13 protein-coding genes are annotated in these 14595 nt (G+C 72.0%); 5 read left to right on the top strand and 8 right to left on the bottom strand.

What is annotated here, in order from left to right:
* Position 1: 1 nt before the first annotated feature.
* Entirely contained in the window at positions 2-331 is a 330-nt protein-coding gene (locus KA711_09310; GenBank protein ID MCM0609178.1) for a sulfurtransferase, read from the top strand.
* Between the two features lie 75 nt (positions 332-406).
* Positions 407-1750, top strand: coding sequence for a TolC family outer membrane protein (locus tag KA711_09305; GenBank protein MCM0609177.1), 1344 nt, complete (start codon positions 407-409; stop codon positions 1748-1750).
* A gap of 7 nt (positions 1751-1757) precedes the next feature.
* Here the strand turns inward: KA711_09305 and KA711_09300 are convergent, their stop codons facing one another.
* A complete protein-coding gene (locus KA711_09300; GenBank protein ID MCM0609176.1) occupies positions 1758-3032 on the bottom strand; it encodes a 3-deoxy-D-manno-octulosonic acid transferase in 1275 nt (424 codons plus the stop codon).
* A gap of 118 nt (positions 3033-3150) precedes the next feature.
* Positions 3151-4554 carry a phosphomannomutase/phosphoglucomutase gene (locus KA711_09295; protein MCM0609175.1) on the bottom strand — a complete coding sequence of 468 codons (1404 nt, stop codon included), beginning with the start codon at positions 4552-4554 and terminating at the stop codon, positions 3151-3153.
* A 218-nt stretch (positions 4555-4772) separates the two neighbouring features.
* Between KA711_09295 and KA711_09290 the strand changes: the two genes are divergently transcribed.
* From KA711_09290 to KA711_09280, 3 genes are read left to right on the top strand one after another with little or no spacing between them, the layout of a single operon-like run.
* Positions 4773-6242 (top strand): DNA-3-methyladenine glycosylase 2 family protein, encoded by a 1470-nt coding sequence (locus KA711_09290; GenBank protein MCM0609174.1) that lies wholly within the window; start codon positions 4773-4775, stop codon positions 6240-6242.
* A complete protein-coding gene (locus KA711_09285) occupies positions 6239-6769 on the top strand; it encodes a methylated-DNA--[protein]-cysteine S-methyltransferase (protein ID MCM0609173.1) in 531 nt (176 codons plus the stop codon). The genes KA711_09290 and KA711_09285 overlap by 4 nt, the downstream gene beginning before the upstream one ends.
* Entirely contained in the window at positions 6766-7650 is an 885-nt protein-coding gene (locus KA711_09280) for a DMT family transporter (protein ID MCM0609172.1), read from the top strand. Before KA711_09285 ends, KA711_09280 begins: the two co-directional genes overlap by 4 nt.
* Here the strand turns inward: KA711_09280 and KA711_09275 are convergent.
* The 6 genes from KA711_09275 to KA711_09250 form a co-directional block, all read right to left on the bottom strand.
* Positions 7642-8838: a VWA domain-containing protein gene (locus KA711_09275; GenBank protein ID MCM0609171.1), complete on the bottom strand. Its 1197-nt coding sequence runs from the start codon at positions 8836-8838 to the stop codon at positions 7642-7644. The two genes, KA711_09280 and KA711_09275, sit on opposite strands and share 9 nt — an antisense overlap.
* 178 nt (positions 8839-9016) lie before the next feature.
* Positions 9017-9910, bottom strand: coding sequence for a MoxR family ATPase (locus KA711_09270; GenBank protein ID MCM0609170.1), 894 nt, complete (start codon positions 9908-9910; stop codon positions 9017-9019).
* A gap of 40 nt (positions 9911-9950) precedes the next feature.
* Positions 9951-10730: an FAD binding domain-containing protein gene (locus tag KA711_09265; GenBank protein ID MCM0609169.1), complete on the bottom strand. Its 780-nt coding sequence runs from the start codon at positions 10728-10730 to the stop codon at positions 9951-9953.
* A 31-nt stretch (positions 10731-10761) separates the two neighbouring features.
* On the bottom strand, positions 10762-13113 hold the full coding sequence (locus tag KA711_09260; GenBank protein MCM0609168.1) for a xanthine dehydrogenase family protein molybdopterin-binding subunit: 2352 nt from the start codon (positions 13111-13113) through the stop codon (positions 10762-10764).
* 40 nt (positions 13114-13153) lie between these two features.
* Positions 13154-13633: a (2Fe-2S)-binding protein gene (locus KA711_09255; GenBank protein MCM0609167.1), complete on the bottom strand. Its 480-nt coding sequence runs from the start codon at positions 13631-13633 to the stop codon at positions 13154-13156.
* Positions 13634-13924: 291 nt separating this feature from the next.
* On the bottom strand, positions 13925-14578 hold the full coding sequence (locus tag KA711_09250) for a cytochrome c4 (protein ID MCM0609166.1): 654 nt from the start codon (positions 14576-14578) through the stop codon (positions 13925-13927).
* Positions 14579-14595 lie beyond the last annotated feature (17 nt).

Raw genomic sequence — 14595 nt, 5'->3', positions numbered from 1 at the left:
CATGCGCTCGCTGAACGTCGGTCAGTTGAAGGACTTCGCCGCCATCACTCCGGGTGCGCTGTTGCTCGACGTGCGCGAGCCCTGGGAGGTGGCACTCGCCCGCGTCGAGCTGCCGGGCCTGGCACAGCGCCATCTGCCCATGCACGAAGTCCCGGCACGGCTTTCCGAGCTCGACCCGTCGCAACCCGTCGTCTGCATCTGCCACCATGGCGCCCGCAGCGCGCAGGTCGTCGCATTCCTGGAGCGCCAAGGCCACGACCACGCCTACAACCTGGCCGGCGGCATAGACGCCTGGTCTGCACTCGTCGACCCGCGCGTGCCGCGCTACTGAACGCCCCGCCCTCGGCGGCCGCCCGTCGCGCGGCCCCGATACCCCCCCAATACCCGCATCCCGGAGGAACACCGCATGCCCCGCACCCGCCCGCCCCTGCGCCCTGCCCTGGCCTCGCTCGCCCTTGCCGTGTTCGCCGCGTGGCCGGGCCTGGCCTCGGCGCAAAGCCTGGCCGCGCTGGTGGAGGCCGCGCGCGGCTACGACGCCACCTTCCGCGCCGCCCAGGCCGGCGCGCTCAGCGCCGAGTTCCGCGCCGCGCAGAGTGAGGCCCTGAGCCGCCCCTCGGCCGCGGTGTCGGCCAGCGCGGGCACGTCGGCCACTGACAACAGCCTCACCGGCGGCACGACGCAGGCCAGCTCGCTGCAGGCCTCGCTGAACGGCCGCTACCCGCTGTTCAACCGCAGCAACGACGCCACGACGGCACAGGCGCGCAAGTCGCTCGAGTTGGCCAAGGCCGACCTCGCCACCGCCGAGCAGGACCTGATCATCCGCGTCTCGCAGTCCTACTTCGACGTGCTGACGGCCGAGAATGCGCTTGGCGCGGTGCGCGCCAGCAAGGTCTTCATCACCGAGCAGCTGGCGTCGGCGCGGCGTAACTTCGAGGTCGGCACCGCCACCATCACCGATACGCGGGAGGCGCAGGCGCGCTTCGATCTCGTCGTGGCGCAGGAGATCGCCGCCGAGAACGACCTGCGCACCAAGCGCATCGCGCTCGACCAGTTGGTGGGCCGGATCGGCGTGCAGCCCAAGCCGTTGCGCGTGCCGGTGGAACTGCAGGCACCGCAGCCGGCCGACCCCGAGCAGTGGGTCAGCGCCGCAGACCGGGTGCACCCCACGGTGTTGCGCGCGCGGCTGGGCCTCGAGGTCGCCACGCTGGAGACCGAGAAGGCCCGCGCCGCCGAGAAGCCGACGCTCGATGCGGTGGCCTCGGTCGGAAGCACCAATGCCCGCGGCGGCCTGGATGCGCTCAACCGCAGCAACGGCACCAGCACCGTCGCCAGCGCGGGCCTGCAGTTCAACTGGCCGCTGTTCACCGGCGGCGCCACACAGAACCGCATCAAGGAGACGCTGGCTCTCGAGGACCAGTCGCGCAACCAGCTCGACGCCGCGCGCCGCGGCGTGGCGCTGGGCACCCGGCAGGCCTACTTCGGGCTGCAGTCGGTGCTGGCGCAGGTCAAGGCGCTGGAGGCTGCCGAGTCATCCAGCAAGCTGGCGCTGGAGTCCACGCAGCTGGGCTACCGCGTCGGCGTTCGAGTCAACCTCGACGTGCTCAACGCGCAGAGCCAGCTTGTAACGACTCAGCGCGACCTGGCCAAGGCGCGCTACGACGTGCTGCTGGCCACGCTGAGCTTGCGCCAGGCCAGCGGCCAGCTCGCCACCGCCGACGTCGAGGCGCTGACACGCTTGCTGGCGCCCTGAGAGCCCGTCAGCGCCGGCACAAGGCCAGCACGGCATCGGCCATGCGCGCCGCCGCGCCGCGGTGGGCGGCGCTGAAAGCGCGGCCGGCCGCAGCCATCGCCTGGCGGGCGGCGCTGTCGTGCAGCAGCGCCAGGGCCTGAGCCACGGCGGTTGCGAGGTCGCCCACGCGCCGCGCCGCGCCGGTCTGCAAGGCCCCGTCGGCGGCCTGCGCGAAGTTGAAGGTGTGGGGCCCCATCAGCAGCGGGCAGCCACAGGCCGCGGCCTCGATCAGGTTCTGCCCGCCCAGCGGCGCGAAGCTGCCACCGAGCAGTGCCACGTCGGCCATGGTGTACCAGGCCGGCATCTCGCCCAGGCTGTCGCCGAGCCAGACCTCGGCGCGCAGCGCGTCGGCCGCGGGTGCGCCGTCGGCAAAGGCGCTGCGGCGTGCCAGCGTGCAACCCGCGCCGGTCACCAGCGCCGCGACCGCGTCGAAACGCTGCGGATGCCGCGGCACGATGACGAGCAGCGCCGGGCCCGGCGCGGCGGCGCGCCAGGCCGCCAGCAGCGGCGCCTCCTCGCCCTCGCGCGTGACGGCGGCCAGCACGACCGGGCGGCCGAGCGCCGCCTTCCAGGCGCTCCCGCGTGCGGCCAGCCCGTCGCGCACCGCGATGTCGAACTTGAGGTTTCCCAGCACCTGCACGCCGCAGCCGCCACTGGCGCGCAGCCGCGCCGCGTCGGCCTCGGTCTGCGCAAGCACGGCGTCGAAGCGGCCCAGCGCCGGGTGCAGCAGCGCCGCGAAGCGCCGGCCCCGGCGCGCGCTCTTCTCACTCAATCGCGCATTGGCCAGCAGCATCGGCACGCCCGCGCGGCGAGCCTCGTGCAGCAGCACGGGCCAGACCTCGGTCTCCATCACCACGCCCGCGGCCGGCCGGTGGCGGGCCAGAAAGCGGCGCACGGCGCCGGGGGTGTCCCAAGGCTGCCAGCACGCGAGGTCGCCGTCGCGCAGCAGCGCCCGGCCAGCGGCGCGGCCGGTGGCCGTGCCGTGCGTGAGCAGCAGGCGCAAGCCCGGTTCGCGCTCGCGCAGCGCGGCGATCAAGGGCTCGGCGGCCCGGGTCTCACCGAGCGACACGGCGTGCAGCCACAGCCGGCCTGCGGGCTCGGCGGGGCCGAAGCCCAGGCGCTCGGCCAGGTGCTCGCGGTAGCCGGCCTCGGCCCGGCCCCGCCACCACAGGCGCAGCAGGTAGGCCGGGGTGAGCAGCCGCAAGGCCAGGGTGTAGAACCCCCGGGCGAGACCTTCGGTCATCGGGCGCTTCGACAAGCTCAGCGCGGCCCTTCGACAAGCTCAGGGCGAACGGAAGCAGCTCGTCCGGGCTGAGCCTGGCGCAGCCCTGCGGGTGGCCCGGTGTGAGCGGGAGCCAAGTTCAGTGCGCCGAGGCGCCCACGGTGGCGTCGGGCTTCACGCTCCGCAGCACCTGCATGAACTGGGTCTGGATCCGCTGCAGCGCCTCGGGCGTATGGCCCTCGAAGCGCAGCACCAGCACCGGCGTGGTGTTGCTGGCGCGGATGAGGCCGAAGCCGTCGGCGAAGTCGACGCGCAGGCCGTCGATGGTGCCGACCTCGCCGCCCGCGAAAGCCAGCCGGCCATCGGCCACACGCGCCAGCAGCTCCGCCACCACGGCGTGGTGCTCGCCTTCGGCGCAGGCCACGTTGAGCTCGGGCGTGCTGTAGCTCGTGGGCAGCGCATCGAGGAAGGCGCTGGGGTCGGCGTGGCGCGAGAGAATCTCCAGCAGCCGCGCCGCGGTGTACATCGCATCGTCGAAGCCGTACCAGCGCTCGCCGAAGAACAGGTGGCCGCTCATCTCGCCGGCAAAGGGCGCGCCGGTCTCCTTGAGCTTGGCCTTGATCAGCGAGTGGCCGGTCTTCCACAGCAGCGGCCGGCCGCCGGCCTCGCGGATGGCCGCCGGCAGACGCTGGCTGCACTTGACGTCGTAGATGATCTGCGCGCCCGGGTGCCGCGCCAGGATGTCGCGCGCGAACAGCATGATCTGGCGGTCGGGGTAGATGATGTTGCCGCCGGCGGTGACCACGCCCAGGCGGTCGCCGTCGCCGTCGAAGGCCAGGCCGATCTCGGCGCCGGTGGCGTGCACCACGGCCTTGAGCATCTCGAGGTTCTCGGGCTTGCTGGGATCGGGGTGGTGGTTGGGAAAGTCGCCGTCGACCCGGCTGTACAGGTCGATCACTTCGCAGCCCAAGGCGCGCAGGATGCCCGGCGCGCTGGCGCCGGGGATGCCGTTGCCGCTGTCGACCACCACCTTCATGGGCCGGGCCAGGCGGCAGTCGCCGGTGATGCGCGCGGCGTACTCGGCGCCGATGTCCATGCGCGCACTGCGGCCCCGGGCCACGGTGTAGTCCTCGGCCTCGATGCGGCGCTTGAGCTGCTGGATGTCTTCCCCGTAGATGGCGCGGCCGGCCATCACCATCTTGAAGCCGTTGTAGTCCTTCGGGTTGTGGCTGCCCGTGACCTGGATGCCGCTGGTGCAGCCGTGCCGGCCGCGGGTGGCGGCGACGTAGTAAAGCATCGGTGTCGTCACCGGGCCGATGTCGACCACGTCCAGGCCCGTGCTCTGCAGCCCGCGCACCAGCGCCGCGGCCAGCCCGGGGCCTGACAGGCGCCCGTCGCGGCCCACGGCCACGGCCTTTTCTCCGGCGGCGCGCGCCTGGCTGCCGAAGGCGCGGCCCAGGTGCTCCGCGAAGGCCTCGTCGACGTTCCTGCCGACGATGCCGCGGATGTCGTAGGCCTTGAAGATGCTCGGGTCGATGCGCATGGGCGGGGTGTGGGTTGGTGGCCTGGGGTCGGACGATTGTAGGAAGGGCGGCCCTGCGCGCATCGGCTGCGTGGGGCTCATCGTGCTGGGCATCGTGGGGCCGAAGCTGTTGTCGCCGCACTGAACGGCGGCGGCACGCAGGCAGCGGGCTGGCGAGGCATCGGCTGACAGGTCCGGAAACGGCGAGTCGGCGGCGCGCCGGTGGCGACAATGGCGTCATGCTTGCAGACGCCGCCCTCGACGCCGACTCGGCCTACCTCGCGCTCAAGGCCCGCGATGCGCGCTTCGACGGGCGCTTGTTCGTGGGCGTCACCAGCACCGGCATCTACTGCCGGCCGGTGTGCCGCGTGCGCACGCCGCGCCTGGAGAACTGCCGCTTCTTCGCCACGCGCGAGCGCGCCGAAGCCGCGGCCTTTCGGCCTTGCCTGAAGTGCCGGCCCGAGATCGCGCCGGGGTTGTCGGCCATGGACAGCTCGGCCACGCTGGCCGATGCCGCGGCGCGCGCCATCGAGCACGCCGTGCACGCCGGCGAGCCGATGCGGCTGCCGCAGGTGGCCGATCGCCTGGGCGTGACCGACCGCCACCTGCGCCGCATCTTCGCCGCCGCACATGGTGTCTCGCCGGGGGCCTATCTGACGACGCAGCGGCTCCTGCTGGCCAAGCAGTTGCTCACCGACACGGCGCTGCCCGTCACGCAGGTGGCGCTGGCCAGTGGCTTTGCCAGCCTGCGCCGCTTCAATGCGGCGTTTGCCGAGCACTACCGCCTGCAGCCCACCCAGCTGCGGCGCGAGCAGCCCGCGGGCGGCACCGCGCAGGGCCTGCGCCTGGCCTACCGCCCGCCGCTGGATGCCGAGGCGCTGTTCGGCTTCTTTGCACGGCGCCAGCTCGAAGGCGTGGAGCAGGTCGACGTGGCGCGTGGCCTGCTGCGCCGCACGCTGGCCTGGCCCGCGGCCGAGGGTGCGGCGCCGCGCCACGGCTGGATCGAGGTGCAGCTCCAACCCGGGCGCGACGAACTTCGGCTGCGCACCAGCAGCAACCTGAGCCCGGTGCTGGGCGCCGTGATCCGCCGCGTCCGCCACGCCTTCGACCTGGACGCCGACCCGGCGCGCATCGACCCCGTGCTGGCGCAACTGCCGCTGCCGCCGCGCCCGGGGCTGCGCCTGCCGGGCACGCTGGACGCCTTCGAGACGGCAGCCCGCGTCATCCTCGGCCAGCAGGTCACCGTGAAGGCCGCGCGCACGCTGGCGGCGCGGCTGGTGCAGCGCTTCGGCGAGCCGGTGGCCACGCCCTTCGAGGGGCTGACACGGCTGTTCCCCAGCGCGGCCACCATCGCCGCGGCCCGTGCCGAAGACATCGGCACCTTGGGCATCGTGCGCCAACGTGTGAAGGCACTGCAGGCGCTGGCGCAGGCGCTGGTCGAGGGCCGGCTGCGGCTCGAGCCCGGCGCCTCGGTCGACGACACGCTGGCCACGCTCGTCGCCCTGCCCGGCATCGGCGATTGGACGGCGCAGGTGATCGCGATGCGCGCGCTGGCCTGGCCCGATGCCTGGCCGGTGGCCGACATCGGCCTGATGAACGCCCTTGGTACACGCGACCGGGCCGAGCTCCTGGCGCAAGCCGAACCCTGGCGCCCCTGGCGCGCCTACGCCGTGATGCGGCTGTGGCAAGACATCGAGGTCCTGACATGAACCCGCAGCACCTGGCCCACGCCTTCGAGGCGCAAAGCCGCCTGGCCACGCCACTCGGCCCGCTGACCCTGGCCGCCACCGCCCAGGGCCTGGCCGGCGCCTGGTTCGACGGCCAGGCCCACCACCCCGGCGCGCTGGCCGTGCCGGTGGACGGGCGGCAGCGCTGGCTGTGTGCGGCCACCGAGCAACTGAGTGCCTACTTCGCCGGCAAGCTGCGCGAGTTCACGCTGCCGCTGCACGCCGCCGGCACGCCCTGGCAGCAGGCGGTGTGGCGTGAGCTGCGGGCCATTCCGGCCGGTGGCAGCACCGACTACGGCGCCATCGCGCGCGCCCTGGGCAAGCCGCAGGCGGCGCGCGCGGTGGGCGCCGCGGTGGGGCGCAACCCGCTGAGCGTGATCGTGCCCTGCCACCGCGTGCTGGGCCGCGACGGCGCGCTCACGGGCTACGCCGGCGGGCTGGAGCGCAAGCGTTGGCTGCTGCAACTGGAGGGCGTGGCGGTTCAACCCGCTGCACGAGCCCGCCCATGACGCGCCGCGACATCGTCGACCTGCTGCTCCTGGGCGCCATCTGGGGCGCCAGCTTCCTGTTCATGCGCCTGGGGGCGGCCGAGTTCGGCCCGGTGGCGCTGGCCTTCGTGCGCGTGGCCGGTGCGGCGCTGCTGCTGGTGCCGCTGATGCTGCTCAAGCAGCAGGGCGGCGCCTGGCGCACGCACGGCCGCGCCATCGCCGGCATCGGCATCGTCAACTCGGCGTTGCCCTTCCTGCTGTACGCGGTGGCGGCGCTGGCGCTGACGACGGCGCTGCTGTCGGTGTTCAACGCCACGGTGCCGATCTGGGGCGCGCTCATCGCCTGGCTGTGGCTGAAGGACCAGCTGAGTGCCTCGCGCTGGCTCGGGCTGGCCATCGGCGTGGCCGGGGTCGTGGGGCTGGGCTGGGGCAAGGCCGACCTCACCGCCGGCGCGCACGGCGTCAGCGCGGCCATCGGCGTGGCGGCCTGCCTGGCCGCGACTGCCTTGTACGGACTCGGCGCCAACATGTCGCGGCGCTGGCTGCAAGGCCTGCCGCCACTGGCCGTGGCCGCGGGCAGCCAGGCCGCCGCCACGCTGGCGCTGGTGGTGCCGGCCGTGCTGTGGTGGCCGGCGGTCAACCCCGGCGCCACGGCCTGGGCAGCGGCGATCGCCTTGTCGCTGCTGTGCACCGGGCTGGCCTATGTGCTGTTCTTCCGCCTGATCGCCCGCACCGGCGCGGCCACCGCCACCAGCGTGACCTTCCTGATCCCGGCCTTCGCCTTGCTGTGGGGCTTTCTCGCGCTCGGCGAGGTGCCCACCGGCACCATGCTCGTGGGCTGCGCCGTCATCCTGCTGGGCACGGCGCTGGCGACCGGGCTGCTGCGCTGGCCGCTACGCTGAAGGCACGCGCCGCTGGGGCGGCGGCTTGGCCAGGGCATCGACCAGCTGCGCCAGGCTCGCCAGGTTGTGCACCGGGCGGAAGTCGTCCACGTGCGGCAGCATGGCGCGGATACCGCGCGCGCGCGGCTGAAAGGCCTCGAAGCGCAGCAGCGGGTTCAGCCACACCAGGCGGCGGCAGCTCTTGTGCAGCCGCTCCATCTCGAAGGCCAGGTCGTCGGCGGCCTCGTGCTCGAGGCCGTCGCTGACCAGCAGCACGGTGGCGCGCGAGCCCAGCACGCGCCGCGCCCAGAGGCGGTTGAAGTCGTGCAGGCTGTGCGCGATGCGTGTGCCGCCGGACCAGTCCTTGACGTTGGCGGTGCACTGGGCCACGGCGACGTCGGGGTCGCGCTGGCGCAAGAGGGGTGTGAGGCGCGTCAGGCGCGTGCCGAAGACGAAGGTCTCCACGCGCGGCCCGGCCTGGCCGAGCAGATGCGCAAAGTGCAGCAGCATGCGCGAGTAGCGCGCCATCGAGCCGGAGATGTCGGCCAGCACCACCAGTGGCGGCACCACCTCGCGCACCGCGCTGTGGCGCAGCGGCAGGTAGTCGCCGCCCACGCGACCGGCGGCACGCAGCGTGGCGCGCACGTCCAGCCGCCCGGGGCGCGGGCTGGCCTCGCGGCGGCGCGTGGGCAGCGGCGCCATCGCCGGCTTCAGGCGTGTGAGCAGGCGCAGGGCTGCGCGAAATTCATCCGTGCTCATGGTTTCGAAGTCGGCCTTCTGCAGCCGCTCCTGCGCGCTCGAGGTCAGCGTGGCTTCGAGCTCGATCTCGGCCGGCGGCGGCGCCTTGGCGGGCGCGTCGCGGCTGCTGGGAAAGAGCGCGTCGCCGAGGCGGCGGTTCTCCTTCACCGGCGGCGGCGTGTTGGTGTTGACGCGCGGCAGCAGCAGCGCGCGCATGCGGCCGGCCAGATCGGGGTCGCGCCAGTAGAGGGTGAAGGCCTGGTCGAAGAGGGTCTGCTGCTCGTGGCGGCTGACGAAGCAGGCCGAGAGCACGGCGTGGAAGTCGGCCTTGCCTTCGAGGCCGGCCACGGGCAGGGCCTGCAGCGCGAGCTGCACGCGGTCGGTGCCCACGCTGAGGCCGGCGCTGCGCAGCACGCGCGCGAAGTGCATCACGTTCTCGGCCAGGCGGCCGGGGGTTTGGCCAGAGGGGATCATGGTGCTCGAAGGGACTTCGACAAGCTCAGTCCGAACGGCGGTGGGTGTTCAGGGCCTGCACACCACCCCGTTCGGGCTGAGCCTGTCGAAGCCCCACCTCCGCACCCCACTCCGTTCGGGCTGAGCCCGGTTTTCCGATCGCCCTGAGCCTGTCGAAGGGAGCCCACGCCACGCCTCACGACGCCGCCGTACGCGCCTGCTCGATCAGCCGCGCCACCTCGTCGGCGCCCACCCGCGCGATGTCATCCTGATACTTGAGCAGCAGTCCCAAGGTGTTCTGCACCACCTCGGGATCGAGCACGACGGTGTCCAGCTCGCGCAGCGCGCGTGTCCACTCGATCGTCTCGGCCACCCCCGGCAGCTTGTGCAGCTCGATCTCGCGCAGCCGCTGCACGAAGGCCACGATCTCGCGCGCGAGGCGCTCGGACGCGCCGGGCACGCGGCGGCGGATGATCTCGAGCTCGCGTGCGGCATCCGGAAAGCCCACCCAGTGGTACAGGCAGCGCCGCTTCACGGCGTCGTGCACCTCGCGCGTGCGGTTGCTGGTAAGCACCACGATGGGCGGCGTGATCGCCTTCACCGTGCCCATCTCGGGGATGGTGATCTGGAAGTCGGCCAGCACCTCCAGCAGGAAGGCCTCGAAGGGCTCGTCGGCGCGGTCGAGCTCGTCGATCAGCAGCACCGGGGGCACCGGGCGCAAGGGGTCGATGGCGTCGAGCAGCGCGCGCTTGACGAGGAAGGCGTCGGTGAAGAGACGCGCGGCCAGGGCTGCACGGTCTTCTGCCGCGGCCTCGGCGAGGCGGATCTCGAGCATCTGCCGCGCGTAGTTCCACTCGTAGGCGGCGCCGGCCAGATCCAGGCCCTCGTGGCACTGCAGGCGGATCAGCGGCCGGCCCAGCGCGGCGGCCAGCGTGCGTGCGATCTCCGTCTTGCCGGTGCCGGGCTCGCCCTCCAGGAAGAGCGGCCGGCCCAGCTTGAGCGCGAGGTAGACGACGGTGGCCAACCGGCGGTCGGCCACGTAGTCCTGCGAGGCGAGCGCCTGTCCGACCTCGTCGATGCTGGCCGGCAGTGGGGCGGCTTCAGCCAACGGCGAGCCGGTCCAGCTGCCGTCAGCCGACGGCACGTGCCGCCAGCACCGGGATCAGCGCCGCGCGGTACTCGGCCGAGCCGTGCAGATCGCTGTTGAGCCCATCGGCGCTGACCGTCGCCCCCGCCAGCGCGGCAGCGCTGTAGTTGCCAGCCAGCTGGGCCTCGAGCGCGCTGGCGCGGAACACACCGTTGCCTCCGCCCGTGACGGCCACGCGAACGCCCTTCGGGCCCTTGCTCGTGAACACGCCGATGATCGAGAAGCGCGAGGCCGGCTGCTTGAACTTCTGCCAGCCCGCCTTCTCAGGCACCGGGAAGCTCACCGCGGTGATGACCTCGTCTTCGGCCAGCGCCGTGGTGTACAGGCCGACGAAGAAGTCGTCGGCGGCGATGTCGCGGCGGTCGGTGTGCACGGTGGCGCCCAGGCCCAGCACGGCGGCCGGGTAGCACGCGGCCGGGTCGTTGTTGGCCAGGCTGCCGCCGATGGTGCCGCGGTTGCGCACCTGCCGGTCGCCGATGTGGTTGGCCAGGTCGGCCAGCGCCGGGATAGCCGCGCGCACCTCGGCGCTCGCGGCCACCGTGGCGTGCGTGGTCATGGCGCCGATCTTGACGACGCCGCCGCCCACCGTGATGCCCTTCAACTCGGCGATGCCGGCCAGGCTGGCCAGCGCCTCGGGTGCCGCCAGGCCCAGGCGCATCGACGGCAGCAGGCTCTGCCCGCCGGCCAGGATCTTGGCGCCCGAGGCCGCCGCGGCCTTGGCCTCGGCCACGTTCTTCGCCTTGCTGAATTGGAAGCTCTGCATGGTGTCTTCTCCTTGTGTGCTGCGGGTGCGTTCAGAGCTTGCCGTGGGCGGCCTTCCACACCGTGTGCGGTGTGGCCGGCATCGGCACGTCCTTCACGCCGAGCGCGTTGCAGATGGCGTTGATCACCGCCGGCGGGCTGCCGATGGCCCCAGCCTCGCCGCAGCCCTTCACGCCCAGCGGGTTGTGCGTGCAGGGCGTGCCCTTGGCCGTTTCGACGGTGAAGCCGGGCACGTCGTCGGCACGCGGCATGGCGTAGTCCATGTAGCTGCCGCTGAGCAGCTGGCCGCTGTCGTTGTCGTACACGCCGTGCTCGAGCATGGCCTGGCCGATGCCCTGTGCCAGGCCGCCGTGCACCTGCCCTTCCACGATCATCGGGTTGACGACGTTGCCGAAGTCATCGACGGCCGTGAAGCGCTCGATCGTCGTCTTGCCGGTGGCGGGGTCGATCTCGACTTCGCAGATGTAGGTGCCGGCGGGGTAGGTGAAGTTGCTCGGGTCGTAGAAGGCGTTTTCGTTCAGGCCCGGCTCGAGCTTGTCGTGCGGGAAGTTGTGCGGCACGTAGGCCGTGAGCGAGACGCTGGCAAACGGCACGTTCTTGTCGGTGCCGGCCACCTTGAAGAGGCCGTCCTCGAACACGATGTCGCTGTCCGACGCTTCCATCAGGTGGGCGGCGATCTTCTTGCCCTTGGCGATGATCTTGTCCAGCGCCTTGACGATGGCGGTGCCGCCCACGGCGAGCGAGCGGCTGCCGTAGGTGCCCATGCCGAAGAGGATCTTGCCGGTGTCGCCGTGCTCGATGGACACGTCTTCCATCGGGATGCCCAGGCGATCGGCCACCACTTGCGCGAAGGTGGTCTCGTGGCCCTGGCCGTGGCTGTGGCTGCCGGTGAACACCGTCACCTTGCCCGTGGGGTGCACGCGCACCTCGCCGGCCTCGAACAGGCCCGCACGGGCGCCCAGCGCACCCGCCACGCTCGACGGCGCGATGCCGCAGGCCTCGATGTAGGCCGCGTAGCCGATGCCGCGCTTCAGGCCCTTGGCCACGCTCGCGGCCTTGCGCGCCGCGAAGCCGGCCACGTCGGCCAGCTCGATGGCGCGCGTCATCGTGGCGTTGTAGTCGCCGATGTCGTACGTGAGGCCTACCGGGGTGGCGTAGGGGAAGCTGGTGATGAAGTTGCGGCGGCGGATCTCGGCCGGGTCGATGCCCATCTCGGTGGCCGCGGTTTCGACGATGCGCTCGAGCAGGTAGGTGGCCTCGGGGCGGCCGGCACCGCGGTAGGCATCCACCGGTGCGGTGTTGGTGAACACGGCCTTCACCTCGCACCAGATCTTGGGCGTCTTGTACTGGCCGGCCAGCAGGGTGGCGTGCAGGATGGTCGGGATGCAGCTGGCAAATGTGGACAGGTAGGCTCCCATGTTGGCGGTGGTGTCGGCCTTCAGACCCAGGAAGTGGCCGTCCTTGTCGAGTGCCAGCTGCGCCGTCGTGACGTGGTCCCGGCCGTGGGCATCCGACAGGAAGGCCTCGCTGCGCTCGGCCGTCCACTTGATCGGGCGCCTGATCTGCTTGCTGGCCCACACCAGCGCCGTCTCCTCGCCGTAGAGGTAGATCTTGCTGCCGAAGCCGCCGCCCACGTCAGGGGCGATGACGCGCATCTTGTGCTCGGGGATGCCCAGCACAAAAGCGCACATCAGCAGCCGCTCGACGTGCGGGTTCTGGTTGCTCACGTACAGCGTGTACTCGTCGGCGGCGCTGTTGTAGCTGGCGTTGGCGCAGCGCGGCTCCATCGCGTTCGGGATGAGCCGGTTGTTGCGGAAGTGGAGGGTCGTCACATGCGCCGCACTGGCGAACGCCGCCGCCGTGCCGTCCTTGTCGCCGATGCCCCAGTGGTAGCAAAGGTTGCCCGGCGCCTCGTCGTGCACGTTCGACGCGATGGCGGTGGCCTTGGCGGTATCGATCACCGGTGCGAGCACCTCGTACTCGACCTCGATCAGGTCGCGCGCGGCCTGGGCCTGGGCCAGCGTCTCGGCGACGATGAGCGCCACGCGGTCGCCGACATAGCGCACTTTGCCGTCGGCCAGCACCGGGTGCTTGGGCTCCTTCATGGGCGTGCCGTCGAGGTTGTTGATCAGCCAGCCGCAGGGCAGGCCGCCCACGCCCTTGAAGGGCTCGCCGGTGAACACGGCCACCACGCCGGGCGCCTTGGCGGCGGCTGCGGTGCTGATGGACTTGATGCGCGCGTGCGCATGTGGGCTGCGCAGGAAGACGCCGTGCGTCTGCCCCGGCAGCGTGATGTCGTCGGTGTACTGGCCGCGGCCGGTGAGGAAGCGCGTGTCTTCGCGGCGCTCGACGGACTGGCCGACAAAACCCTGGCGTGCGTTCATGGTGCGGTGCTCCTGGTCGCTTGCGGTGTCGGGGTGGGTGTCAGGCCGTGGCCTTCATGTCGGCGGCGCCCTTGATGACCGCCTTGACGATGTTGTGGTAGCCGGTGCAACGGCAGATGTTGCCCTCCAGCGCTTCGCGCACCTGGCCCTCGCTGTGGCAGCCGTGGTGCGTGGCCAGGTCCACAGCGCTCATCACCATGCCTGGGGTGCAGAAGCCACACTGCAGGCCGTGGCAGGACTTGAACGCGGCCTGCATCGGGTGCAGGCTGCCGTCGGCCGCCTCCAGGCCCTCGATGGTGCTGACCCGGGAGCCGGCGGCCTCGTGGGCCAACATGTTGCAGCTCTTGACCGCGCGCCCGTCGAGGTGCACGGTGCAGGCGCCGCACTGGGCGGTGTCGCAGCCCACGTGGGTGCCGGTGAGCCGCAGGTGTTCGCGGATGAACTCCACCAGCAGCGTCTCGGGTGGGACATCCCGCGTGACGGTGCTGCCGTTGACGGTAAGGGTGAGCGGGCTGCTCATGGGCGTCGTCTCCTGGTGTGGTGTGGGTCTGCCCGACGGCAGCCGTCCTGGGCGCTTCAGGCCCTGGCCGGAGCCATCGAAGCGCCCGATACTCGTCATGGCGCGCGGTGTCGTCACGCTGGCGATTACCCTAGGAGGGCTTTCACCAACATGCCATGCGGCAGCGTGGCTGGGCGGGAGCGACGCAGCAGCGCGCCAGCCCGGCTCGAAAAATGACAAGGCCGTGGCCACCCGGAGGCGGCGCGCGGCGTGCAGGCGAAGCGCGGGGGGGGGCCGAACCGGCGCCGCGGTTCAGCGGAAGCGGGCCTGGGGCACCACGCGCAGATCGCCGGGCAGCGTCCCGATGTAATCGGCCAGCTGCCGCAGTTCGGCCCGGGTGTAGGGCTTGACTTGCGCGGACATGATGCCGTTGGCACGGCCGATGTTCGGGTTATCCTGGACGGTGTAGGCGCGCAGCGACACGTAGAGGAAGTCGGCGTGCTGACCGGCGATCTTGGGCGTGACGCCGCTGATCGGCTTGTTGAAGTTGGCACCGTGGCACGACGCGCAGGCACCCTTGGTCAGCAGGGCCTGCACGGCCGGGCTGGGTTGGCGCGCCGGGGTCTCGGCGACGGGCTTGAGCATCGAAGCGCCATGCTGCTCGTAGAAGGCGCCGAGGTCGGCCATTTCCTGCTCGGTGAGCATGCCGGCGATGGCGCGCATCGTCGGATGCCGGCGCTCGCCCTTGGCGTAAGCCTGCAGCGAGGCGACGATGTAGGCCGCGTTCTGGCCCGAGATCTTGGGCACACGGTGCACCTCGGGGAAGCTCGACTGGTAGCCCGGGATGCCGTGGCAGCCGATGCACTGCGCGGCGCGCAGTTCGCCCCGCTTCACGTCCTGGGCCTGGGCTGAGGTGGCGAGCACACCGGCCAGGGCCAGCAAGAAGGGGGCGGCAAGCTTGGTCATCACGGGCAGCACTCGTA

Origin of the sequence: Ideonella sp. WA131b (assembly GCA_023657425.1) — a bacterium.
GTDB lineage: Bacteria > Pseudomonadota > Gammaproteobacteria > Burkholderiales > Burkholderiaceae_C > Rubrivivax.
The sequence above is the reverse complement of the archived record's forward strand: the minus strand, read 5'-3'. Positions and strand labels throughout refer to the sequence as shown.